The 23,958-nt window shown below is 64.8% G+C and carries 20 protein-coding genes; 13 read left to right on the forward strand and 7 right to left on the reverse strand.

The window, feature by feature from the left end; translation table 11 throughout:
• Window positions 1-28 precede the first annotated feature (28 nt).
• The 3 genes from CDN36_RS16850 to CDN36_RS16860 all read left to right on the forward strand — a co-directional run bounded on the left by CDN36_RS16850 (window position 29) and on the right by CDN36_RS16860 (window position 3,583).
• Entirely contained in the window at window positions 29-1,267 is a 1,239-nt protein-coding gene (locus CDN36_RS16850) for a dienelactone hydrolase family protein (RefSeq protein ID WP_287497344.1), read from the forward strand.
• Window positions 1,268-1,433: 166 nt separating this feature from the next.
• Window positions 1,434-2,525: a porin gene (locus tag CDN36_RS16855; RefSeq protein ID WP_287497400.1), complete on the forward strand. Its 1,092-nt coding sequence runs from the start codon at window positions 1,434-1,436 to the stop codon at window positions 2,523-2,525.
• A 152-nt stretch (window positions 2,526-2,677) separates the two neighbouring features.
• On the forward strand, window positions 2,678-3,583 hold the full coding sequence (locus CDN36_RS16860; RefSeq protein WP_241014264.1) for an MBL fold metallo-hydrolase: 906 nt from the start codon (window positions 2,678-2,680) through the stop codon (window positions 3,581-3,583).
• A gap of 73 nt (window positions 3,584-3,656) precedes the next feature.
• On the opposite strand, the gene CDN36_RS16865 is transcribed toward CDN36_RS16860, so the two are convergent.
• The 4 genes from CDN36_RS16865 to CDN36_RS16880 form a co-directional block, all read right to left on the reverse strand.
• The gene (locus tag CDN36_RS16865; RefSeq protein WP_287497345.1) at window positions 3,657-4,544 is read right to left on the reverse strand and encodes a hydroxymethylglutaryl-CoA lyase; all 888 of its coding nucleotides are present in this window, start codon (window positions 4,542-4,544) and stop codon (window positions 3,657-3,659) included.
• A 14-nt stretch (window positions 4,545-4,558) separates the two neighbouring features.
• Window positions 4,559-5,941 carry a tripartite tricarboxylate transporter permease gene (locus CDN36_RS16870; protein WP_287497346.1) on the reverse strand — a complete coding sequence of 461 codons (1,383 nt, stop codon included), beginning with the start codon at window positions 5,939-5,941 and terminating at the stop codon, window positions 4,559-4,561.
• 17 nt (window positions 5,942-5,958) lie between these two features.
• Window positions 5,959-6,402: a hypothetical protein gene (locus tag CDN36_RS16875; RefSeq protein WP_150555626.1), complete on the reverse strand. Its 444-nt coding sequence runs from the start codon at window positions 6,400-6,402 to the stop codon at window positions 5,959-5,961.
• A gap of 81 nt (window positions 6,403-6,483) precedes the next feature.
• Complete coding sequence (locus tag CDN36_RS16880) at window positions 6,484-7,773, reverse strand: hydroxymethylglutaryl-CoA reductase, degradative (RefSeq protein ID WP_287497347.1); 1,290 nt, start codon at window positions 7,771-7,773, stop codon at window positions 6,484-6,486.
• 171 nt (window positions 7,774-7,944) lie between these two features.
• On the opposite strand from CDN36_RS16880, the gene CDN36_RS16885 reads away from it, so the two are divergent.
• The 9 genes from CDN36_RS16885 to CDN36_RS16925 all read left to right on the forward strand — a co-directional run bounded on the left by CDN36_RS16885 (window position 7,945) and on the right by CDN36_RS16925 (window position 16,125).
• A complete protein-coding gene (locus CDN36_RS16885) occupies window positions 7,945-9,342 on the forward strand; it encodes an aminotransferase-like domain-containing protein (RefSeq protein WP_287497348.1) in 1,398 nt (465 codons plus the stop codon).
• Window positions 9,343-9,507: 165 nt separating this feature from the next.
• Window positions 9,508-10,524 (forward strand): 1,2-phenylacetyl-CoA epoxidase subunit PaaA, encoded by a 1,017-nt coding sequence (gene paaA, locus CDN36_RS16890; RefSeq protein WP_150555623.1) that lies wholly within the window; start codon window positions 9,508-9,510, stop codon window positions 10,522-10,524.
• A gap of 65 nt (window positions 10,525-10,589) precedes the next feature.
• A complete protein-coding gene (gene paaB, locus CDN36_RS16895) occupies window positions 10,590-10,886 on the forward strand; it encodes a 1,2-phenylacetyl-CoA epoxidase subunit PaaB (RefSeq protein ID WP_039406438.1) in 297 nt (98 codons plus the stop codon).
• A 48-nt stretch (window positions 10,887-10,934) separates the two neighbouring features.
• A complete protein-coding gene (gene paaC, locus CDN36_RS16900; RefSeq protein WP_287497349.1) occupies window positions 10,935-11,738 on the forward strand; it encodes a 1,2-phenylacetyl-CoA epoxidase subunit PaaC in 804 nt (267 codons plus the stop codon).
• Window positions 11,739-11,814: 76 nt separating this feature from the next.
• Window positions 11,815-12,420: a 1,2-phenylacetyl-CoA epoxidase subunit PaaD gene (paaD, locus tag CDN36_RS16905; protein WP_287497350.1), complete on the forward strand. Its 606-nt coding sequence runs from the start codon at window positions 11,815-11,817 to the stop codon at window positions 12,418-12,420.
• An 85-nt stretch (window positions 12,421-12,505) separates the two neighbouring features.
• Entirely contained in the window at window positions 12,506-13,594 is a 1,089-nt protein-coding gene (paaE, locus tag CDN36_RS16910; protein ID WP_150555621.1) for a 1,2-phenylacetyl-CoA epoxidase subunit PaaE, read from the forward strand.
• Between the two features lie 178 nt (window positions 13,595-13,772).
• A complete protein-coding gene (locus CDN36_RS16915; protein ID WP_287497351.1) occupies window positions 13,773-14,561 on the forward strand; it encodes a DUF1835 domain-containing protein in 789 nt (262 codons plus the stop codon).
• 9 nt (window positions 14,562-14,570) lie between these two features.
• Window positions 14,571-15,224: a TetR/AcrR family transcriptional regulator gene (locus CDN36_RS16920; RefSeq protein ID WP_150555619.1), complete on the forward strand. Its 654-nt coding sequence runs from the start codon at window positions 14,571-14,573 to the stop codon at window positions 15,222-15,224.
• A gap of 244 nt (window positions 15,225-15,468) precedes the next feature.
• Window positions 15,469-16,125, forward strand: coding sequence for a GNAT family N-acetyltransferase (locus tag CDN36_RS16925; RefSeq protein WP_150555618.1), 657 nt, complete (start codon window positions 15,469-15,471; stop codon window positions 16,123-16,125).
• Window positions 16,126-16,249: 124 nt separating this feature from the next.
• Here CDN36_RS16925 and CDN36_RS16930 read toward each other — a convergent pair whose 3' ends face one another.
• Together CDN36_RS16930 and CDN36_RS16935 are read right to left on the reverse strand one after the other, a co-directional pair.
• Window positions 16,250-16,738, reverse strand: coding sequence for an Lrp/AsnC family transcriptional regulator (locus CDN36_RS16930; RefSeq protein WP_150555617.1), 489 nt, complete (start codon window positions 16,736-16,738; stop codon window positions 16,250-16,252).
• A 235-nt stretch (window positions 16,739-16,973) separates the two neighbouring features.
• Entirely contained in the window at window positions 16,974-17,183 is a 210-nt protein-coding gene (locus CDN36_RS16935) for a hypothetical protein (RefSeq protein WP_150555616.1), read from the reverse strand.
• A gap of 608 nt (window positions 17,184-17,791) precedes the next feature.
• On the opposite strand from CDN36_RS16935, the gene CDN36_RS16940 reads away from it, so the two are divergent.
• On the forward strand, window positions 17,792-21,358 hold the full coding sequence (locus CDN36_RS16940; RefSeq protein ID WP_287497352.1) for an indolepyruvate ferredoxin oxidoreductase family protein: 3,567 nt from the start codon (window positions 17,792-17,794) through the stop codon (window positions 21,356-21,358).
• A 175-nt stretch (window positions 21,359-21,533) separates the two neighbouring features.
• Here CDN36_RS16940 and CDN36_RS16945 read toward each other — a convergent pair whose 3' ends face one another.
• A complete protein-coding gene (locus CDN36_RS16945) occupies window positions 21,534-23,813 on the reverse strand; it encodes an NADP-dependent malic enzyme (RefSeq protein WP_150555614.1) in 2,280 nt (759 codons plus the stop codon).
• Window positions 23,814-23,958 lie beyond the last annotated feature (145 nt).

A 23,958-nucleotide genomic window follows, 5' to 3' on the forward strand; every position in this document is an offset into this window, starting at 1 on the left:
CGATTTCACCTATCGAAAGGAGAACCTCATGGCAGGACAAACCATCGAAATCGCGGCCGGGAACGGGAAGTCGTTTTCGGCCTACCTCGCGACCCCGAAGCAGGGCAAGGGACCGGGCCTGATCCTGTTGCAGGAAATCTTCGGCATCAACGCTTTCATGAAGGAGATGGCCGACCGGTTCGCGCAGGAAGGTTATGTGGTCGTGGTGCCCGATCTGTTCTGGCGCATGGCCCCGGGCACCGTGCTCGGCTACGGCGAAGAAGATTTCGCACGCGCCCTCGATTTCAATGAACGCCTAGACCTCGGCAAAGCCGTCGAAGATATCGGCGCGACCCTCAAGGCGCTGCGCGCCGTGCCGCAGCAAATCGGAAAGATCGGCGCGGTCGGCTACTGCCTGGGCGGGAAACTGGCCATGCTGGCCGCGGCAGCGACGGATATCGACTGCGCCGTGAGCTATTACGGCGTGGGCCTGGAAGCTTTCCTGAACGAAGTGCCGCAGATCCGCTGCCCCATGGTCTTTCACTTCGCCGAGAACGATGCCCTCTCGCCGCCACCGGTGCGCGAGACCGTCATCGCCGCGCTGTCGGAGAACCCGCAGATCGAGCACTATGTCTATGCGGACTGCGATCACGCGTTCGCGACACCCGAGCGCGAGCACTACAACAAGCCCGCGTCGATCATGGCGTATTCGCGCACCATCGCCCTGCTTCGCAAGGTGCTGGGCCCCGTGTATGACCTCAATGCCCTGTGGGAACTGCATTGCTATCACGAGTTCGAGTCACGCGACGTCGACGCGATCATGCCCACCATGGTCAATGCGCCTTACGTGAACCACATCCCGACAATGACCGGCGGCGTGGGGCACGACGAGCTCAAGCGGTTCTACAAGTACCACTTCGTGCACGCGAACCCCGCCGATACGCGCTTCATTCCGATTTCGCGAACCATCGGCGCCGACCGTATCGTCGACGAGTTCATCTTTTGCGCGACGCACGACCGCGAGATCGACTGGATGCTGCCCGGCGTGGAGCCGACAGGCAAATACATCGAAGTGGCCATGCTCGCCGTCATCTGCTTTCGCGGCGACAAGCTGTACAACGAGCATATCTATTGGGATCAGGCGAGCGTACTGGTGCAGATCGGCCTGCTGGACCCGGCGGGCCTGCCGGTCGCCGGCATCGAAGCGTCGCGCAAGCTTCTCGACGAGAGCTTGCCAAGCAACACATTGATGCGTAACTGGTCGTCCAGCGAAGGAAAGCCGATCTGAAACGCCAGGAACTCGCGTGCGCGGGACATCCATTCGAGCGTCGATTAGTACTACTTACGTATAGATCCATGCTTTCCCGCCATCGCCTGGCGGCGTCATGCCCCCCAACTCGATAACGATACGGGTGATTCATATGAAACTCAGGTTTGGATGTCTCGCGGCTTTCATGAGTGTTTCGGCGCCCGTGCTGGCGCAGACGTCGTTCACCATCTACGGCGTCATTTCCGACGGCATCGGCTACTTCAGCAACCAGTCGGGTAGTTCGGCCGTCCAGCTCGTGAGCGGGGCGAATCAGAACAACCGGCTGGGGTTCCGCGTCAACGAGGACCTTGGCGGCGGGTGGTCCACCATCGCCACGTTGGAAAATGGGTTCGACATCAATCAGGGCAAGTTCGGCCAGGGTGGCCGGATGTTCGGACGGCAGGCGTTTGTGGGGCTGTCGAGCAGGACATACGGCACGCTCACGGCGGGCCGGCAATACGACGTGTTGTGGGACTACCTGGATCGCATCGAACCACAGTCCATGGGGCCGGGCCTGGCAACGAGCATCGGCAGCAACGACAACATCGAAGGCAACTTCCGCTATAGCAATTCCGTCAAGTACAGGAGTCCGGAATGGAACGGCCTCGAGTTCGAATCAATGTATGCGTTCAGCAACAAGGCGGGCGCCTTCCAGCAAAACCGGGCCTTTAGCGCCGGCGTCAATTACGTCTGGGGTAGTCAGCGATATGCCGTGACCTACCTGACTATCGACCGGCCCGGCACGGCGAACCCGTCGGGCGCCGTGAGCGACGATTACTCGGGCGGGGCATTCCAGCTGTTTCACACCAGTCCGGTGAATGCCAGCGTCGGCGTGGAGCGGCAGCGCGTGGTGGCCGGCGGCGCGCAGTACGCGTTCGGCAAGACGCACGTCGGTGGCATCGTGTCCGATGTCCGGTACACGTACCTCGACGGCACCCGCCTGTATATCAACAATTTCGACCTCACCGTCGTCCATCACGTCACCCCGGCGCTCGCGTTGTCGGCCGCTTACGTCTATTCGCTGGGCCGTTACGGCGGCATCGACGCAACATCGCACTGGAATCAGGGACAACTGAGCGCCGACTACTTCCTGTCGAAGCGGACCGATATTTACGCCTACGTTAATTACGTGAAGGCGTCGGGCTCGCTCGCCACGGCCGTCTTGTTCCTCGCCTCCGCGCCGTCGAGCAACAAGCAGCAGACCGCCGTGGTCGCGGGAATTCGACACCGGTTCTGAGCGGCGACGAATGGGCTTGTCCCTGGAATCGGCGGACATACCGACACCACGTCAACTCGAGGCGCGCCGACCGACTGCGCGCCATCAACAGGCAACCTATGGAAACGACACCGAATTTATCTGACAGGCCTGCGCAGCCGATGACCTTCGGGATGAAGGTCGGAAACGCAACGGTGACCGTCGTGGTGGAGTCTTGCGCCCCCCTGCTCGCGCTAAGCGAGATTTTCCCCGATGCGACCGACAGCATGCTTGCCGAGATCCGCACGGGTGAGAACGACGCGTGGTTCGACAAGCTCACCGACAGACTCGTGGTGGCCATTCAGGGGTTCGTCGTGCGCAGCGAAGGCAAGATCATCGTGGTCGATACCTGTGTCGGCGACTGCAAATCACGGGTACGCCACGGGTTCGACCACGCCTCGCTGGGTTGGCTGGACAGGCTCGCTGCCAGCGGGACGCCGCCCGAGTGCGTCGACACGGTCGTCTGCACCCACTTCCATGTCGATCACGTGGGCGGCAATACACGGATGGTGGACGGGCGCTGGCAACCGAGCTTTCCCAACGCGCGTTACCTGTTTGTCGATGCCGAGCTCGATTTCTGGCAAGGCGATGGCGCAGCGCCGGGCATCGCGCGAACGGGCGATTACATGGCCGACAGCATCGCGCCGATCCTCGACGCCGGCCTGGCCGACATCGTCCGGGGCGATCACCGGATCACCGGCGAAGTCCGGCTGATGCCAACGCCAGGACATTCGCCGGGTCACGTGTGTGTCGTGATCGAGAGCGGGGACGATCGTGCGATCCTCAGCGGCGACCTCTTCCACTCGCCGCTGCAATGCCGTCACCCGGCGTTGAGCACGCGGTTCTGCGACGATCCGGCGAAATCGGCCGCAACGCGCACCGCCTTTGTCGAACGCCACGCCAACCAGCCCACGTTGGTGATTCCGGCGCATTTCCCGTTCCCGAGCGCCGGACGTCTGTGTCGCGACGCCCACGGCACCCGCTTCGAGTTCGTCGCGCGCGAAGCGCTCACGCCCGTTCTCACGGACCTCGCCTCGTAGCGGTCCGCCCCGGCGGGCGGGGCTGCGCGGCACACGCCCGCTCGTCAGCGCGGCGTGGACCGCGGTTCGATCATCACGCCGCTTGCTGGCGGCGCAAATCGCTCAACACCTGCCGGATATAGCGTCCTGCGGCCTGGACCCCGGCCATGTCGACGCCCGTTTCGTAGCCTCTGGCATGCAAAGTCGCGAGCAGCTTTTCGGTGGCCAGATTCCCCGACGCGCCCTCGGCATAGGGGCATCCGCCCAGCCCCGCGACAGCGCTGTCAAAGGTGCGAAGCCCCATGTCCAGCGCGAGGCAGACATTCGCTTGCGCCATGCCGCCGGTATCGTGAAAATGACCCGCCAGGCGCTCGCCGGGAATGTCTCTCAGGCAGACCTCGAGCAGCTCGCGCGTGGACTCGGGCGTGCCGCGCCCGATCGTGTCGCCCAGGGAAATCTCGTGGCACCCCATTGCCAACAGCGCTTGCGCAACGTGCAGGACGGCCTCGGGAGCGATATCGCCCTCGTAGGGACACCCCAGCACGCAGGACACATAACCGCGCACCGGCACACCGGCCTCCAGCGCCTTTTGCACCACCGGCCTGAAACGATCCAGGCTCTGCGCGACGCTGCAATTGATATTGCGTTGCGAGAAGGTTTCTGAAGCCGCCCCGAAGACTGCCACCTCGTCACAGCCGGCGGCCCGAGCGGCATCCAGCCCCTGCAGATTGGGGGTCAATGCGCTGTAGCAAACGCCCGGGCGGCGTTCGATCGAGGCCATGACTTCGGCGCTGCCGGCCATTTGCGGCACCCACTTGGGAGATACGAACGAAGCCGCCTCGATAAAGCGCAGGCCGGCGCGGCTGAGCCGATCGATCAATTCGACCTTGGCGCCCAACGGCACCGACAGCTTTTCGTTTTGCAGGCCGTCGCGCGGCCCGACCTCCACGACCTTCACCCGGCGCTCCGACGTATCCGGCATCGCCACCCTCCCTTTCAGAACAGCTTGAGCAGCGCGGGAACGCTGAGTACGGCTGTGTAATAGCCCATGAACTGCACGCCGGTGTTGAACCCGAAGGTACGCGAGAGCAAGCCGCCCATGAGGCCCATGGTCAGGATCACCAACAGCCCCAGCAGACCGCCTTCCCAGACGCTGATCACGATGATCAGGCCGACAAAGGTGGCAATGATGGCTTCGTGGCTGACCTTGCGCGAGACGAACATTGCCGCACGGCGCGCGTAGTTCATCGCAAACGGATAGGACACCACCGCGGCCAGCAATACGGACAGCATGCCGTAGCCGAGAAACTCCCAGTGGCTCAGCAGGTTGTGCAGGTTGTGGGTCTGGCCCGTGGCCGCGTCGACCGTGAAGCGCGGAGGTGCGTTGAACAGCGGCGCAGCGGGGCCCGCGGCCACGGGGCTCAACGGCAAACCGAACGCAATCAGCGGAATCAGCGCTTCGGCGATATACGTGGCTTCCGTCACGCCATTGCGAGTGCTCAGCACCGTGGTCAGACGGTGATAGGCGTGCTTGATGCGCGAGCCCACCAACTCGCCCAGCACCACGGTCATGGCCACGGGGCTGAAGACGAACGTTGCGCTCGAAATGGCGGCAGTCGCCAATGTCCAACGGGTTTGGGTTCGATCCAGCACCTTCAGCGGGTTGGGGAAATAGCCGGACCAGTCTTTGACATCCGGCGCCAGGTTGAACTGGCGAACCTTGTCGCGCAACATGCCTTTGCGACCGGCGGGCGCCATGACGGTGAACAGATCGGCGACCAGCGGGCCGATGGCGATACCGAGGAAGTAGCTGATGCTCAGCTTCGTGTCGAACTTGGCGGTCAGTGCCTGCAGCGCGAGAATCACCACCACGAAAGGCACGAGCAAGGCGACTGCGCCCCAGCGGCCTTTGGAAAAATAGGCGATCAGCACGGCCGCGGCCAGAAAAATCCAGGGGGCGGTCTTGGTGATGACCGAGCCGAACGGTGCGAGCATCACGGCGAACAGCACGGCCAGCGGCACGGCGATGAAGGCCGCGACAATGGCGCCCGAGACCATCTTGCGCAAGGCAATGTGCGGCACGCCGAGCTTGCGCAGCAAGTCCGCGTCCTGCAGCAAGGGCGTAGCGAGCGTATCCCCGGGAATGCCCAGCAGCGCGGTGGGCACGGCGTGCGTCATGTGCTTGGCCACGGCGCCGGCGAGAAAGAAGGTGAACACGCCTGCCGGCGGAACGCCGAGCAACACGACAAGCAGGGTGAGCGGTGCGAGCGTCGTGGTTTCGTCCGTACCGGAAACCAGTCCGATTGCCGCGAAGACGATGGCGCCGATCAGGCCCATGCCAACGGCGACGCCAATTTGTTCAATGAGCAGGGAATCCATGCCGTGTACTCCGCGGGTTATTGGCCATCACGGCTTTGGGTTGCGCCGGGCGTGACGAAGAGCTCGTAGAGCTTGAGCGCCTTGAGCTCTTGCACCACGGCCGGGGGCAGGTCGGACACGGAGCCCAGACCGCCGGGTTGCTGCTCCAGCTCGCGCAGCACTTCGGCGCGCCATTCGGGGTTGCTCGCGACGTCTTCTTCGGTCACCACGCGCTTGGGCGGGAAGATGCGGGCGCAGATGACACCTGCGATCACACAGCCGGCCAGCCCCGCGAGCATGGCATAGGCCTGGGCCAGTGGCCTGGACTCGACGACCGAGTTCAGCCAACGGCTTGCCGCAAAAAACCCGATCACGCTGATGCCGATGCCCATCAGAATGGACCAGCTCAGATGCCTGAGGTCGACGGTATCTCCCCACACCTGCGCGAGTTGCCCGTGCGACGCTTGCCTGTCGGAACGCATGGCCTTGTCTCCTTTGCTCGTTGTTATTTCGTTTCGGATCGGAAGGCCTCGCCCGGCTGTCCCCGGCGAGGCCGAAGATACTTAGCGCCCGGCTCGAATTTCCTTCAGGACTTCCAGTGCACGGTCGGTGCGCACGTCGTGCTCGGCGGCCAGACGCTTGGCAACGACTTCCACCTCTTGCCCGACTGCGCCCGCGAGCAGCGCAATATTGCGGGCGTGAAGCGCCATATGGCCGCGTTGAATACCTTCGGTGGCCAGCGCGCGCAAGGCGCCCAGGTTTTGGGCCAGACCCACGGCCGCGGCAATCTCGCCCAGCTCCTGGGCGGACTTGACGTCCATGATCTTGAGCGCGAGGCGTGCGAGCGGATGCGTCTTGGTGGCGCCGCCGACCAGGCCCACGGGCATGGGCAGCTCGATCGTTCCCACCAGCGCGCCGGTATTGTCCTTTTCCCAGTGCGTGAGCGACGTGTACCGGCCGTTGCGGCTGGCATAGGCGTGGGCTCCGGCTTCCACGGCGCGCCAGTCGTTGCCTGTGGCGACGATGACGGGGTCGATACCGTTCATGATGCCCTTGTTGTGCGTGGCGGCGCGGTAGGGATCGATGGCGGCGAACGTGTAGGCGTCGAGCACGCCTTCGATGATCTCTTCGCCACTACGCTCGCGGGTCGCCAGGGTTTGCGGCGTCAGGCGTACTCGCGCGCGGGCAAGGCGCAGGTCCGCCAGGTTCGAGAGAATGCGCAGGCGCACCGAACCGCCCGTGATTTTTTCCACCAGTGGCGAGACCGATTCGGCCATGGTGTTCACGGTGTTGGCGCCCATGGCGTCGCGCACGTCGACGATCAGGTGCATCACGACCATAGGGCCGCGCGCGGAATCGGGGAAGACATGGACTTCGATGTCCTTGCAGCCGCCGCCCAGACCGATCAGCACTTTGTCCCGGCTGTTGGCTTGCGCGAGGATCTCCTCGCGGGCCTTGAACAATGCCAGTCTTGCACCATAGGGGTCGCGGATGCCCACGATCTGCACCTGGGCGCGCATCAGCGGCAAGGTGCTCGACGTTTCGAAGCCGCCATTCTCACGCGCGAGCTTGGCCATGTACGAAGCGGCGGCAATGATGGAGGGTTCTTCCACTGCCAGCGGAATCAGCACGTCGCGGCCATTGATGCGGAAGTTGCCCGCCACCCCCATCGGCAGCTCGAACGTGCCCACCACGTTCTCGATCATGCCGTCAGCCAGGGAGGCTGGCAGCGCACCGGCCTGCGCCAGCAATGCGCGCTCTTCGTCGCTGAGATTGCATGCGGCGGCGACATGCGCCCAGCGCTGAGCGGGGGTGAGATTTCGGAAATTGGGAAGACGCGAATCGACGGCCATGGAAACTCCTGCTCATCCAGAACTGGATATGAATACGAGGGGACGGTTGGCCGTGAATTTAGTCAAACTGTACCGCTAAATACAGGTACAGTTGGGGAGGACAGTACTGCTGCGACGCAGCATTGGACCCCTCTGGATGCCGACTGGCAACGCATGGTTCGGGAGATTTGAATGGCGGGTGGCGGCAAGCGTCAGGCCCCTATTGCGGAGCGTCTGGCCGATTTGATAGGGCAGCAGATTACCGACGGCGTGTATCGCGCGGGAGACAAGCTCCCGTCGCTGCGCGAGTTGGCGCATTTGCACAATTACGCGAAAAACACCGTGGTATCGGCCTTCGATCTCCTCGTCTCGCGTGGGCTGGTCGAGTCCCGGCGCGGTGCCGGTTTTTATGTCCAGCCCCAGGCGCGCCGCGCTCGGGATGACGACGCGGGGCAGCTCACCCGTGCGATGGACGTGGTCTGGCTGATGCGCGAACAGCTCAAGAGCCAGCCGGACGCCGTCGCGGTCGGCGACGGCTTCCCGCCTGTCGAGTGGCTGGCCGACATGCGCATGGATCGCTATCACCAGAAGGTGGTGCGAACGGGGCTCGGCTCGCTGTTCCGCTATGGCAGCCGCTTCGGTTATGCGCCGCTGCGCGATAGCCTGGTGCGCAAGCTGGGGGTATTTGGCCTTGAAGTGACGCCGCAGCAACTGGTGCTGACCCAAGGCGCGAACGAAGCCATGGATCTGGTGATTCGCTACTTCGTGCCGCACGGCGCGACGGTACTGGTGGACGATCCTGGCTATTACCTGCTGTTCGGCAAGCTCAAGCTCGCCGGGGCGCGCGTGTTGGGCGTCCCGAGGCAGGCCGACAGCCCTGACGTCCAGGCCCTGGAGCAGTTGCTGCTGACCGAGCGCCCGCGCCTGTTCTTTACGCAGTCGCTGGCGCACAACCCGACGGGCTCGGACATCAGCGCCGCCAAGGCGTACCGTGTCCTGCAGCTTGCGGAACGTCACAACCTCCTGCTGGTGGAGAACGACCCCCTGGCCGATTTCAAGCCGACCTCGTCGGTGCGTCTGTCGACGTTGGACCAGCTCGAACGCACGATTTACATCGGCAGCTTTTCCAAGTCGTTTTCTGCGGCGCTTCGCGTGGGATTCATCGCCTGCAGCGAGGGTTTGGCCAGCGATCTGGCCGATTTGCGGTCATTGATTCATGTGAGCGGGTCCGAGTACTGTGAGCGCATGGTCGACGTCATGCTCCGCGAAGGCCATTACGAGCGGCATCTGGTGCGCTTGCGCCAACGTTTGGGCAAGGCCACGGCACAGGCGCTGGAGTGGCTTGACACGCACGGCTGCGAGGTGTTCGCGCGCAACCCGCAGTCGCTTTATCTCTGGGTCGCGTTTCCCGGCAATCCCGACGCCGCGAGTCTGGCCGGACGCTTGCTCGCCCACAAAGTCACCATGGCGCCCGGCCACGTCTTCACCCTGGATTCGAACCGGGTATCGCCCTGGTCGCGCTGCAACGTGGGCGCCATGCTCGATCCCCGCTTCGAGGCGGCCTGGCGGGCCATGCGGCAGGTGCGTTAGCCGCTCGCGGAAAACCGCGGCGGAGGAGGGAGAAGGGAGGACGGAGGAGGGAGAGGGGGAGCGGGGACGGCACCCGCCCGGCCTAATGGAAAACATTTATTGACCGACCGGCCGGTCGGTTTATAATGCCTCCCATATCCCTATCTGCCGCGGAGGCCTCCCTCTATGTATACGCAAGCCATCGATCTGGCCGGCAACAGCGCCAAGGGCACAGGCGCCGTCATCGCCCTCACCGAGGCGGAGCAGCAGCAGCAAGCCCGCTTCGACGCGCGTATCGCCGCCGATCAGAAGATCGAGCCCCAGGACTACATGCCCGCCGAGTACCGCAAGACGCTCGTGCGTCAGATCTCGCAGCATGCGCACTCGGAAGTCGTCGGCATGCTGCCCGAGGGCAACTGGATCTCGCGCGCGCCGAGCCTCAAGCGCAAGGCCATCCTGCTCGCCAAGGTGCAGGACGAAGCCGGCCACGGGCTCTATCTGTATTCCGCGGCCGAGACGCTCGGCACGTCGCGCGATCAGATGATCGACGCACTGCACTCCGGCAAGGCGAAGTACTCGAGCATTTTCAATTACCCCACGCTCACGTGGGCGGACGTCGGTGTCATTGGCTGGCTCGTGGACGGCGCCGCCATCATGAATCAGGTGCCGCTGTGCCGGTGTTCCTACGGCCCCTATGCGCGCGCCATGATCCGCGTGTGCAAGGAAGAGTCGTTCCACCAGCGGCAGGGCTTCGACGCCCTGCTCGCCATGATGAACGGCACGCAGGCCCAGCGCGACATGGTCCAGGAAGCGGTGAACCGCTGGTGGTGGCCGGTGCTGATGATGTTCGGCCCGAGCGACAAGGACTCGATCCACAGCGCGCAGACCATGAAGTGGGGCATCAAGCGCATCTCGAACGACGACCTGCGCCAGAAGTTCGTGGACGCCGCTGTCGAGCAGGCCAAGGTGCTCGGCGTGACCTTCCCCGACCCGGATCTGAAGTGGAACGAAGCGCGCAAGGCGCACGACTACGGCGAGATCGACTGGAGCGAGTTCTGGCGCGTGGTCGGCGGGGAAGGCCCGTGCAACAAGGAACGCCTCGGCACGCGCGTGGCCGCCCACGAAAAGGGAGCCTGGGTGCGCGAAGCCGCCCTCGCCCACGCCGCCAAGCAGCGCCAGCGGGCCGAAAAGCGGGCCGCATGAGCGAGCGGCCGGAGCCGCCGTCACCGGCTTCGGTCGCCAGACCTCACAAGACATCAGGAACGATCATGACGCAAGCAAGCAACAAGGAATGGCCCCTCTGGGAAGTGTTCGTGCGCAGCAAGATGGGCCTCGAGCACAAGCACAGCGGCAGCCTGCACGCCGCCGACGCCGAAATGGCGCTGCGCATGGCGCGCGACGTGTACACGCGCCGCCAGGAAGGCGTGAGCATCTGGGTCGTGCCGTCGGCTGCCATCACGGCGTCGGCACCGGAAGACAAGGCCGAGCTGTTCGATCCGGCCGCCGACAAGATCTACCGTCACCCGACCTTCTACCAACTGCCGGAAGAAGTGAACCACATGTAAGCGGCGGCGCGCCGCCATGCATGGCGCGCCCCCTGTGAGACCCAGAACATGAAACCGACGCAGGAACATCTGTCCTATCTGCTGCGCCTCGCCGACAACGCGCTGATCCTCGGTCAGCGCAACGCGGAGTGGTGCGGTCACGGCCCCGTACTCGAAGAAGACATCGCGCTCACCAACCTGAGCCTCGATCTGATCGGCCAGGCCCGCATGCTGTATCAGCACGCCGCCAGGATCGAAGCCGAACTCACGGGCTTCACCAAGCAGGAGGACGATTACGCCTTCTGGCGCGACGAGTTCGCCTTTCGCAACTGGACGCTCGTCGAGCTGCCGCACTACGGCCCCAGCGCCGGCACCACGGCCGCGGAACGCGACTACGCCGTGACCATCGTGCGCAACTTCCTGTACTCGGCGCTGATGGTGAAAGTCTGGCAGGCGCTCGCCGACTCGGCGGACGCCGAACTGGCCGCCATCGCCGCCAAGTCGGTCAAGGAAGCGAACTATCATCTGCATCACGCGCGCGACTGGCTCGTGCGTTTTGGCGACGGCACCGAGGAATCGCACCGCCGCGCACAGGCCGCGCTCGACTACCTGATGCCGTACATGAACGAAGTGTTCAAGCGCGACCCGCTCGAAGCGGCCGTGGCCGCCGCCGGTACGGGCGTGGCCATGGCCGACCTGAAGGACGCCTGGCACGCCACCGTGAGCGACGCGCTCGCCGAGGCGACGCTCGAGGCTCCGGTCGGCGGCGCGTTCGAGAGCACGGGCAAGTTCGGTCACCACTCCGAGCACATGAGCTATCTGCTCGGCGAGATGCAGGGGCTGGCGCGCCAGCACCCCGGCGCAAGCTGGTAAGCCGCCGCGCTTCATGCACGTCACGCACGAGATGCCGGATATGCCGCGATGTGCCGATACGCTGGATAAGCCACTCATGAATCCGTTCACCGACTTCGCCGACAAGACCATGACCCTGCCGCTGACGCCCCCCGTCGCGCCCGACGTGCTCACGCCGGCCTCGGAGGCGTCGCTGCCGCTCGCGTGGCGAACGCTCGAATCGGTGCCGGATCCGGAGATTCCGGTCGTATCGATTCGCGAGCTCGGCATTCTGCGCGACGTGCGCGTGCTCACGCGCGACGGCGCCGCCGCGTTCGAGATCGTGATCACGCCCACGTACTCGGGTTGCCCGGCCATGCAGCAGATCGCGCAGGACATCGGCGCGGCGATGACGCGCGCCGGCCTCGGCCCGTGGCACATCACCACGGTGCTGGCGCCGGCATGGACCACGGACTGGATCAGCCCCGAGGCGCGCGAGAAGCTGCGCCGCTACGGCATCGCGCCGCCCACGGGCGCGCACGCCGTTGCCGCCGACGCGCCGCGCAAGATCACGTTCTACGGCCGCCCGAAAGACGGCGTGCCGTGCCCGCACTGCGGCTCGACCGAGACCGAAGTCGTCTCCGCCTTCGGCTCGACCGCCTGCAAGGCGCATTACCGTTGCCGCACGTGCCGCGAGCCGTTCGACTACTTCAAGCCCTATTGATTGATCCGACTGATCCCGCCTCGCACGCGGCCAGACCGGCACCGACATGTGCCGGCGCCCGCGACCGGCGGCAAGGAAGCCCACGATGACCACCCCGCAATTCCACTCGCTGACCATTCGCGAAATCCGGCCCGAGACCGCCGACGCCATCTCCGTTGCCTTCACGGTGCCGGACGCGCTGCGCGACGCCTATCGGTTCACGCAAGGCCAGTTCCTCACGCTAAAGACCGAGATCGAGGGCGAAGAAGCACGTCGCTCGTACTCGATCTGCGTTGGCGTCCCCGAATACGAGGCGACGGGCGAGTTGCGCGTGGGCATCAAGCGCGTGCCGGGCGGCAAGTTCTCGAACTTCGCCAACGATCGGTTCAAGCCGGGTCAGCAGATCGACGTGATGACGCCCGACGGACGCTTCTTCACGCGTTTGTCACCCGATCACGCCAAGCATTACGTCGGCTTCGCCGGCGGTTCGGGCATTACCCCGATGCTCGCGCTCATCAAGACGACGCTCGCCGCCGAACCGCAAAGCCGCTTCACGCTGGTCTACGGCAACCGCTCGGTGCCGTCCATCATGTTCGCCGAAGCGCTCGAGGACCTGAAGAACACGTATCTGGGTCGTCTGCGTCTGTATCACGTGCTCTCGGACGAGGCCCAGGAAGTCGAGTTATTCAATGGCCTGCTCGATCGCGAGAAATGCGCCGCGTTTCTCGATACGCTGATCCCGCCGTCGAGCATCGACGAGGCCTTCATCTGCGGTCCCGGCCCGATGATGGACGCCGCCGAGGCCGCGCTGGCGGCGGCCGGCGTCGCCAGGGAAAGGATCCACGTCGAGCGTTTCGGTGTGCCCTCGCCGCAAGCCGGCGTGAAGCCGGTCGTCATCACCGACGACACGCCGATGGCCGAACTGGTCGTGGTGATGGACGGCAAGGAGCGCCGCCTGCGTCAGCCATACGAAGGCCAGAGCATTCTCGACACGGGCCTCGCGGCCGGCCTGTCGCTGCCATACGCCTGTAAGGGCGGCGTATGCTGCACGTGCCGCGCCAAGGTGCTCGAGGGCGAAGTCGCCATGGACAAGAACTACACGCTCGAGGACCACGAAGTCGAGCAAGGCTTCGTGCTGACGTGCCAGGCGCGCCCGCTCACCGAGCGCGTCGTCGTGAGCTACGACGAGCGTTAAGCGGCCGGCCGGCGCAGCGCCGGGCGGGCGTCCCGACATTGACAGGGCGTCTGCCATGCGGTGCGAACGTTACGCCAACGCGGTGGCATCGAACGCGAAATCCGGCCAATGCGCCGATTATTTCGGTCATTGCGGGAGCGTCAACCCGAGGTTGCGGGAATACCGTAAACTACCGGGCATGAATACCATCCATGTCGTCTGTGGCGATATCGCCGCGCAGCAATTGCGCGCGGCGATGGCGCAAGCCCTCCGCGCCGACCCCGTGCTCGTCCTGCGCGACGACCTGGCCATCGGTCCGGTGCGCGAAATCGACGAGAACGAGCGGCAGCGGGCGGCTTTCTGGCAGCGCGTGGCGCCCGCGGCCGGACGCGACTACGCAGGTGAGCTGCGCGAGGAACTGGCGGCACTGCAACGTCTGGCCGAAGGCGACAATGCCGTGGTGTGCTGGCATGGTGACAGCGCCTCGGACCAGTTGATGTTGCGTCGCGTGGCATTCACGCTGCGCGGCACGCCGGCAAGGCTCAACGAGATCGCGCTGCGCGGCGGCGACCTCGCACCGGGCGGCGCGGGGTACGGGCCCGAGCGGCGCACGAGCGTGGGCATGTACGCGCCGGAGATTCTGGCCGAACGTTTTGCCCGCATCGCGCCGATTTCGCTGTTGCGCATCGGCCGTCTGTCGTTGGAATGGCGAGCGCTCAAGCAGGTGAACGCGCAGGTGCGCCGCTGGGTCCACAACACGTTCGAAGGCGCGACGTTCGCGCAGATCGACGAGCAGATCATCACGCTCGCGCCCGTCGCATGGACGCCGATGGCCGCATTTCTCGGCGAGACGATGCCGCGCATCGAAGGCTTTTTTGCAACCGACACTTTTCTGCTGTGGCGCTGCCGCGAACTCGGCGCGGCGGGCCGGCTCGCATTGCGCGGCGACACCACGGCGCCCGCCGCGTGCGATTTACGACTGGAGTAACCCCCGTTTATGGCACGTACCAAAGCGCCCGATCACGAATCGCAGCGCGAACAGATTCTCGATGTCGCGGCCGAGGCATTCGCCCGCGCGAGCTATCCGAGCACCTCGATGTCCGAGCTTGCGGCCGCGTGCGGCACGTCCAAGGCGCGGCTATATCACTACTACGCCAGCAAGGACGCCATTCTGTTCGATCTGCTCGAACGCTACACCAAGCGGCTGATGCTGATCGTGACCGAGGTGGAGGCGCTCGGCCAACGCCGCGGGCTGTCGGAGCGCGAGACGTTTCACGAACTGATCCGGGCGTTTCTCGACGAGTACGAAACGTCGCAGACGCGGCACATCGCGCTGCTCAACGACGTCAAGTTCCTCAACGACGAGCAACGCGAGATCGTGCTCAACCGCCAGCGCGACGTGGTCGCGGCGTTTGCCCGCCAGCTCTGCCGCGCTTTCCCGGATCGCATCGGCAAACACAACCAGACAGCTCTCACGATGATGCTCTTCGGCATGATCAACTGGACCTTCACTTGGCTCAAGCCCGGCGGGCGCATGCGCTATCGCGACTTCGCCAACGAGGTCATCGCCGTGCTCGAACATGGATTGGCGGCACCGCTGCCCGAAGGCAGCGAAGCGGCGAATGCCGAGACGGCGCCGTCACGCCGATGAGTGCGTAAGCACACACTCACAAAGAAAAGGGCGAATCTTCGCCCTTTTTTGTTGCCTCGCAACAACTCTTCGTGGAAGACAACGCGGCCGGATCGCTCGGAAACACGCCGCTCTTCAGTCACTTAGACGTTTCCCTCCAGCGTTCCGGGCCTATATCCTAGGGTTTTTACCTACCCAATGAGGTATAATTCTTTTGCGTCGCACAATTCGGTGCACGCACGAAAGGTTACCGAAGGATTACGCCATGAACGCTCCGAACTCCACGCCCGACGTCGCACGCGCGACGGTTGCCGCCAACGAGCGGTCGAGCGTGCTGATTCGCGAGTTGACGTCCGGCGACGTCCATCGCCTGCAACGCCACTTCCTGGCCCTCGGCGAAGAAGATCGCCTGCTGCGTTTCGGCCAGGCCGTCACCGACGACGTGATCACCCGCTACGTAGCCAGCCTCGACTTCACTCGCGACAGCCTCTTCGGCGTGTACGACGACAACCTCGCGCTGGTTGCCGTCGCGCACGTGGCGCAGTTGCCCGAGGGCAAGAACGGCCGTGTCGCCGAATTCGGCGTATCGGTACTGGAGTCGGCCCGCGGCCGCGGCATCGGCTCGCGTCTGTTCGAGCGCGCCGCGATTCACTGCCGCAACAGGCGCGTAGATACGCTGTACATGCACTGCCTGTCGCGCAACGCCCGCATGATGCGCATCGCGAAGAAGGCCGGTATGCAGATCAATTTCGCTTACGGCGAAGCGGACGGTTACCTCAGCCTGCCGCCGGCCGATACGCAGTCGATGCTCTCGGAAATGATGCAGGAGCAGGTCGCCGCCTTCGACTACGCCATCAAGCGCCAGCTTCGCAGCGCCCGGCGCTGGTTCGGCGCCCTGCTGCCGAACCAGCGCGCCGCCTGAAGGCGGGGCGTCGCACGCGCGCCTCGCGACTTCCCCGTCTCTCAAAGAAAACCCGGCCTTGGCCGGGTTTTTTTGTCCCGTCAGAATGGCGGGCGAGATAGGTGCGCGCCGTCACGCCGCGGCATCAGGGAAGTGGCAGCGCCGTCGTTTCCTTGAGCTGGTCGAGCACGAAGCTGGTCTTGACGTCGACCACGCTCGGGTGGACGAGCAACTGCGACTGCATGAAGTTGGAGAAGTGGGCCATGTCGCGCACGTGCACGCGCAGCAGGTAGTCCATGTCGCCTGCCATCGCGTAGCAGCCGACGACTTCCTGCCAGGTGTCGACCACGTTGCGGAAGTGCTCGTTGACCGAGCCGCCCTGCCCGTCGCCGGGATGACGCTTGTCGAGCCGAACGTTCACGTAGGCGAGCAGGCCCAGGCCGAGGCGCGTGGGTTCGAGCAATGCAACGTAGCCGCGGATCACGCCGGCCTCTTCCAGACGCCGGATGCGCCGCAGGCAGGGACTGGGCGACAGGCGCACCTGTTCGGCGATTTCGAGATTCGACAGCCGGCCGTTACGCTGCAGCAAGGCGAGGATGCGCCGGTCGATCTTGTCCAACTCCAGTTTTGACATATTCCCCCCCAATATTGACGCTTATGCGCAACATTATTGCGCATAAGTTCGTTTGCAAGGAAGTCTTTGTCAAAATAATCGAGTTGCGAGACATTACATCGAAGCCTTCCCACAAAGAAAAGGGCGTCAGCCTTGTCAGGCGACGCCCTGCGTGTCGGGTCGTGAGAGCGGGCGAGACGCGGGAAAGGCCTCGGGGCGTTCCTGCGTTCCGCTGCCGGCGTGGACGGGCCGCGGCTTAGCGGCGCTGAAATTCGCGCGGATCGATCGTGCGCTGGTCGAGCGGGCCTTCGTAACGCTGCGGCTGTTGCGTGGTTCGCTGCTGCGTGATGGGGGTGGGTTGGGCCGTCTTGTCGCGCGCCAGCTCGTCTGCGCGTGCGACGCTCACTTCCAGGGTCAGGAACGAAGCGGAAACCAGCAGGAATTTGGCGATGTTTCGTTGATTCACAGTGACTCCTTCTTACGTATCGCTTATGACTAAACGCTTATTACTAAAACTACTCAATGTGCGTATCCAACGTGTCGGGTAACGCATTAGTAGGCATTCTGCCCGCTCCGTTCCCGCGCGCCCCGAACCGTTACACGTTGTTACCCGCATGTCGGAAGACGCCGACAAACGCTTGATTTTCGACATCCTGGCGACACAATCACGTCATTTTCGGCCGCAATCCGAAAGACGTCGTGCGTCGTGATGCCGCAGGGCCCGCTGCCGCCCCCAGCACGCAGGGTCGAGTCACACGAACACCAGACGAGGGTTTACGCCAGCTATATTACGTTTACGTAAACGTCAGAATCCTCGTTATACTGCGCTCGACCCGCGACTCGTGGGGCGTCGTCCCCGCCGTCAGGCAATGCCGCGACACCGGTGCTACCATGAGTCCGACTGGCATAGCATCATGAAAACAAGGCCCTGCCGTTCGCGTGACGTCACATCGTTGAGCACGCGAGCGAGCGACGGACAAAGGCCGCATTCACCACCGCCGTCCGGCTTCACGAGAGCGGGAGGGCAGGAAGTTTTGGCGATCCCAAAATCAGTGAGAGTGAGGAGCACACCCCATGAACGCCCCCGTCAATCCGAGCTTGCTGGCCGCGCTGGAGTCGGTCACGCTCGACGACAAGTACACGCTCGAGCGCGGCCGCGCTTACATGAGCGGCATTCAGGCACTGGTTCGACTACCGATGCTGCAGCAGGCGCGCGACGCCGCCGCCGGGCTGAACACCGCGGGTTTCATTTCGGGCTATCGCGGCTCGCCGCTGGGCGGCCTGGATCTCTCGCTGTGGAAGGCCAAGCAGCACCTCGCCGGCCATAACATCGTCTTCCAGCCGGGCCTGAACGAAGACCTCGCCGCCACCGCCGTGTGGGGCTCGCAGCAAGTCAACCTGTATCCCGCCAAGTTCGACGGCGTGTTCGCCATGTGGTACGGCAAGGGCCCGGGCGTCGACCGCTCGATGGACGTGCTCAAGCACGCCAACTCGGCCGGCTCGTCGAAGCACGGCGGTGTGCTCGTGCTCGCCGGCGACGACCACGCCGCCAAGTCCTCCACGCTCGCGCACCAGTCGGAACACGTCTTCAAGGCGGCCGGCATTCCGGTGCTGTACCCGTCGAACGTGCAGGAGTATCTCGACTACGGCCTGCACGGCTGGGCGATGAGCCGCTATTCCGGTCTGTGGGTCGCGATGAAGTGCGTGACGGACGTGGTCGAATCGTCGGCCTCGGTAATGATCGATCCGCACAACGTCGACATCCGCTTGCCGGACGACTTCGTCATGCCGCCCGACGGCCTCAACATCCGCTGGCCCGACCCGCCGCTGGTGCAGGAAGCGCGTCTGCTCGACTACAAGTGGTACGCCGGCCTCGCCTACGTGCGCGCCAACAAGCTCGATCGCGTGATGATCGACTCGCCCCACGCGCGCTTCGGCATCATGACCGGCGGCAAGGCCTACCTCGACGTGTGTCAGGCGCTCGCCGACCTCGGGCTCGACGAAGCCACCTGCCAGCGCATCGGCATCCGCCTGTACAAGGTGGGCTGCGTGTGGCCGCTCGAAGCGCAGGGTGCGCGCGCGTTCGCACAGGGTCTTCAGGAAATTCTGGTGGTCGAGGAAAAGCGCCAGATTCTCGAATACGCGATCAAGGAAGAGCTCTACAACTGGCGCGAGGACGTGCGCCCGCGCGTGTACGGCAAGTTCGACGAAAAGGACGGCGCCGGCGGCGAATGGTCGGTGCCCATGGCCAACTGGCTGCTGCCCGCGCACTACGAGCTCTCGCCGGCGCTGATCGCCAAGGCCATCGCCACGCGCCTGGAAAAGTTCGAATTGCCGAGCGACGTGCGCGAGCGCATCGCCGCGCGCCTGCGCGTGATCGACGCCAAGGAACAGGCGCTGGCCAAACCGCGCGTGGCCGCCGAGCGCAAGCCGTGGTTCTGTTCGGGCTGCCCGCACAACACGTCGACCAACGTGCCCGAAGGCTCGCGCGCGATCGCCGGCATTGGCTGTCACTACATGACGGTGTGGATGGATCGCCGCACCGACACCTTCTCGCAAATGGGCGGTGAAGGCGTGCCCTGGATCGGCCAGGCGCCGTTCTCCGCCGACGAGCACATCTTTGCGAATCTCGGCGACGGCACGTATTTCCACTCGGGCCTGCTCGCCATCCGTGCGGCGATCTCGGCCAACGTCAACATCACCTACAAGATCCTGTACAACGACGCGGTCGCCATGACCGGCGGCCAGCCCGTCGACGGCACGCTCACCGTGCCGCAGATCGTGGCGCAGGTTGCGGCCGAAGGGGCGGCGAAGATCGTCATCGTGACCGACGAGCCGCAGAAGTACGAAGGCGTGAAGCTCGTGGGCGACGTGCCTGTCTATCACCGCAACGAACTCGATCGCGTGCAGCGCGAGCTCCGGCTGGTCAAGGGCACCACGATCCTGGTCTACGACCAGACGTGCGCCACCGAAAAGCGCCGCCGCCGCAAGCGCGGCGCCTATCCCGATCCGGCCAGGCGCGTCGTCATCAACGAGGCCGTCTGCGAAGGCTGCGGCGACTGCTCGGTAAAGTCGAACTGCCTGTCGGTCGAGCCGCTCGAGACGGAGTTCGGCACGAAACGCCAGATCAACCAATCGACGTGCAACAAGGACTTCTCGTGCCTGAACGGCTTCTGCCCGAGCTTCGTGACGGTCGAAGGCGGTCAGTTGCGCAAGCCGAAGACCGCGCAGGTCGACAGCAGCGATCTGCCGCCGCTGCCGGAGCCGGCGCTACCTGCCATTACGCGTCCTTACGGCATTCTCGTCACGGGCGTGGGCGGCACCGGCGTGGTGACGATCGGCGGGCTGTTGGGCATGGCCGCACACCTCGAGAACAAGGGCGTGACAACGCTGGACGTGACCGGCCTCGCGCAAAAAGGCGGCGCGGTCACGAGTCACGTGCAGATTGCGCTGCAGCCCGAAGACATTCATGCCACGCGCATCGCCATGGGCGACGCGCGCGTGGTGATCGGCTGCGATGCCATCACCACGGCGAGCGACGACACGCTCTCGCGCGTGCAGCATGGCGTGACGAACATCGTGGTCAACAGCGCCCACACGCCGACGGCGGAGTTCATCCGCAACCCGAACTGGCGTTTCCCCGGTTCGAGCACGGAGAACGACATCCGCGCGGCAGCCGGCGAGAACGTCGACTTCGTCGATGCGAATCACCTCGCGCTGCGCCTGCTCGGCGACACCATCTATACCAACCCGTTCGTGCTCGGCTACGCCTGGCAGAAGGGCTGGGTGCCGCTCTCGCACGCCGCGCTCACGCGTGCGATCGAACTGAACGGCGTGTCGATCGAGAAGAACAAGCAGGCGTTCGAGTGGGGCCGTCGGGCCGCGCACGATCTGGCCAGCGTGCGCAGGCTCGCGGCGCAAAACGAAGCGCCCGAGACGTCCATGACCGGTGGCAAGCTCATTACGCTGCACACGCCGCGGGCGCTCGACACGCTGATCCAGCGCCGCTACGACCAGCTCGTGGCGTACCAGGATCGCGCTTACGCCGAGCGCTTCAAGCACACGGTCGATCGCGTGCGTGCCGCCGAAACGCCGCTCACGCAGGAAGGCGCCCAGATGCCGCTCACCGAGGCGGTCGCGCGGGCGCTCTACAAGCTCATGGCGTACAAGGACGAGTACGAAGTCGCGCGTCTGTATACGGACCCGGCGTTCATGAAGAAGCTCGGCGAGCAGTTCGAAGGCGACTTCACGCTGCGCTTCCATCTCGCACCGCCCTCGCTCGCCGGGCGCGACGACAAGGGGCATCTCGTCAAGAAGGCCTACGGTCCGTGGATGATGAAGGCGTTTCGCGTGCTGGCGAAGCTCAAGGGTTTGCGCGGCGGGGCGTTCGACATCTTCGGCCGCACGCACGAGCGTCGTACCGAGCGTGCGCTGATCGGCGAGTACGAAGCGCTCGTCAATGAACTGGTGACGGGTTTGAACGAGCACAACCTGTCGCTTGCCGTGCAACTGGCCGAGTTGCCGCAGGAAATTCGCGGCTACGGTCACGTGAAGGAGCAGAACCTGGCCGCCACGCGCATCAAGTGGACGAAGCTGCTCGCGCAGTGGCGCGAGGGCGGCTCGCATCGCGCCGCGGCATGACGCTGCGCGCGGCGCTGGACACCGAACGCGGGCGCTGAACGCCGCATGTCATGGAAAAAACCCGCCAGACGCTCACGCGCTGGCGGGTTTTTTCTTTCGCGTCGCCGTCACTTCGCTGTCACTTCGCCATCACCGCGACGCCGGCCCGTCGGCCGGCGGCTTCGCACACGGAACCTCAGCGGCTGACGTTGGCGGCGGCCACCGCCGTCATGTTGATGATCCGGCGCACGGTCGCGGCCGGGGTGAGAATGTGAACCGGCTTGGCGCAGCCCAGCAGGAACGGGCCGACCGTCACGCCTTCGCCGCCCGTCATCTTGAGCAGGTTGTACGTGATGTTCGCGGCTTCCACGTTCGGCATGACGAGCAGGTTCGCTTCGCCCGACAGACGCGAGGCCGGATAAGCCGCGCGACGCACCGCTTCGGACAGCGCGGCGTCGCCGTGCATTTCGCCATCGACTTCCAGCTCCGGCGCACGCTCGGCCAGCAGCGCGGCCGCACGCGCCATGCGCTGCGCCGATGCCGACTTCACGCTGCCGAAGTTCGAATTCGAGAGCAGCGCCACCTTCGGGGCAATGCCGAAGCGCTCGATTTCCTTCGCGGCCAGCACCGTCATCTCCGCGAGCTGCTCCGCGCTCGGCGTCTCGTTCACGTAGGTGTCGCTGATGAACAGATTGCGCTTCTCGAGCATCAACAGGTTCATGGCGGCGTAGTTTTCGACACCGGCGGCGCGGCCAAGCACCTGATCGACCACGTCGAGGTGACGGTGGTACGTATCGATCATGCCGCAGATCATGCCGTCGGCTTCGCCCAGGCGCACGAGAATCGCGCCGATGAGCGTGTTGTCCTTGCGCATGGCCGCCTTGGCGACTTCCGGCGTCACGCCGTGGCGCGCACCGAGGTTGTGATACTCCTGCCAGCAACGTTGATAGCGCGAGTCGTCTTCCGGATTGACGATTTCGAAGTCGACCCCGGGCTTGAGCCTGGAGCCGATCTTCTGCAGCCGCATCTCGACCACCGCCGGACGGCCGATGATGATCGGCTTGGCAATGCGCTCGGCGAGCACGAACTGCGCGGCGCGCAGCACGCGCTCGTCTTCGCCTTCGGCGAACACGATGCGTGCGGCATCGTTGCCGAAGCGCGCACGCGCGGCGGCGAACACCGGGCGCATGATGAAGCCCGTGCGATACACGGTCGTGCCGAGTTGCTCGCGATAGGCGTCCATGTCCTGGATCGGGCGCGTGGCCACGCCCGAATCCATCGCGGCTTGCGCCACGGCCGGCGCGATCTTGATGATCAGGCGCGGATCGAACGGCTTCGGAATAATGTATTCCGGACCGAACTCGAGCGACTGGCCTTCATAGGCGCGCGCGACCTCTTCGCTCTGCTCCTCTTCCTGCGCAAGCTCGGCGATGGCGCGCACGGTGGCGAGCTTCATCTCCTCGGTGATGGTGGTCGCGCCGACATCGAGCGCGCCGCGGAAGATGAACGGGAAGCACAGCACGTTGTTGACCTGGTTCGGATAGTCCGAACGGCCCGTCGCGATGATGCAGTCCGGGCGCGCCGCCTTGGCGACTTCCGGGCGAATTTCCGGCTCCGGGTTGGCCAGCGCCAGAATCAGCGGGCGCGGTCCCATCGTCTTGACCATGTCGGCGGTGAGCACGCCGGCGGTCGAGCAGCCGAGGAACACGTCGGCGCCGTTCGAGGCGTCGGCCAGCGTGCGGGCGTCGGTCGTCACGGCGTAGCGGGCCTTGCTGTCGTCGAGCTTGTCACGCCCCGCATGGATCACGCCCTTCGAATCGAGAACGAGGATGTTCTCCTTCTTCAGGCCCAGGTTCACGAGCAGGTCCAGACACGCGATCGCGGCGGCGCCGGCGCCCGAGCACACGAGCTTGACCTTGGCGATGTCCTTGCCCACGACCTTCAGGCCGTTGAGGATGGCGGCCGAGGCAATGATGGCGGTGCCGTGCTGATCGTCGTGGAAGACGGGAATCTTCATGCGCTCGCGCAGCTTCTTCTCGATGTAGAAGCACTCGGGCGCCTTGATGTCTTCCAGGTTGATGCCGCCGAGCGTCGGCTCGAGCATGGCGATCGCCTCGACGAGCTTGTCCGGATCGTGCTCGGCGAGTTCGATGTCGAACACGTCGATGCCGGCGAACTTCTTGAACAGACAGCCCTTGCCTTCCATCACCGGCTTGGCGGCGAGCGGGCCGATGTTGCCCAGGCCCAGCACGGCCGTGCCGTTCGTGATCACACCGACGAGGTTGCTGCGCGACGTATAGCGGTTCGCGGCGAGCGGATCTTCGGCGATGGCCTCGCAGGCATACGCCACGCCCGGCGAGTAGGCCAGCGACAGATCGATCTGGTTCGACAGCGGCTTGGTCGGCGTCACCGAGATTTTGCCCGGACGCGGATTCTCGTGGTACGCCAGGGCGCTTTGCTTCAGTTGTTCATCCATATCTCGATACCTAAGGACAGGGCGACGGCCAGTCCGTGCCGCACGCAGGCAGCGTGCGGGCAGCATTTCGACTCGGCCGTCTTTTGACGGGATCACGGCGGGGAAGAAGCCTTCCGGGGGGATTCGGCGATTGTGTCGCCGACGG

This window comes from Pandoraea sp. CB10b_02, from assembly GCF_002216225.1.
Taxonomy (GTDB): domain Bacteria; phylum Pseudomonadota; class Gammaproteobacteria; order Burkholderiales; family Burkholderiaceae; genus Pandoraea; species Pandoraea nosoerga.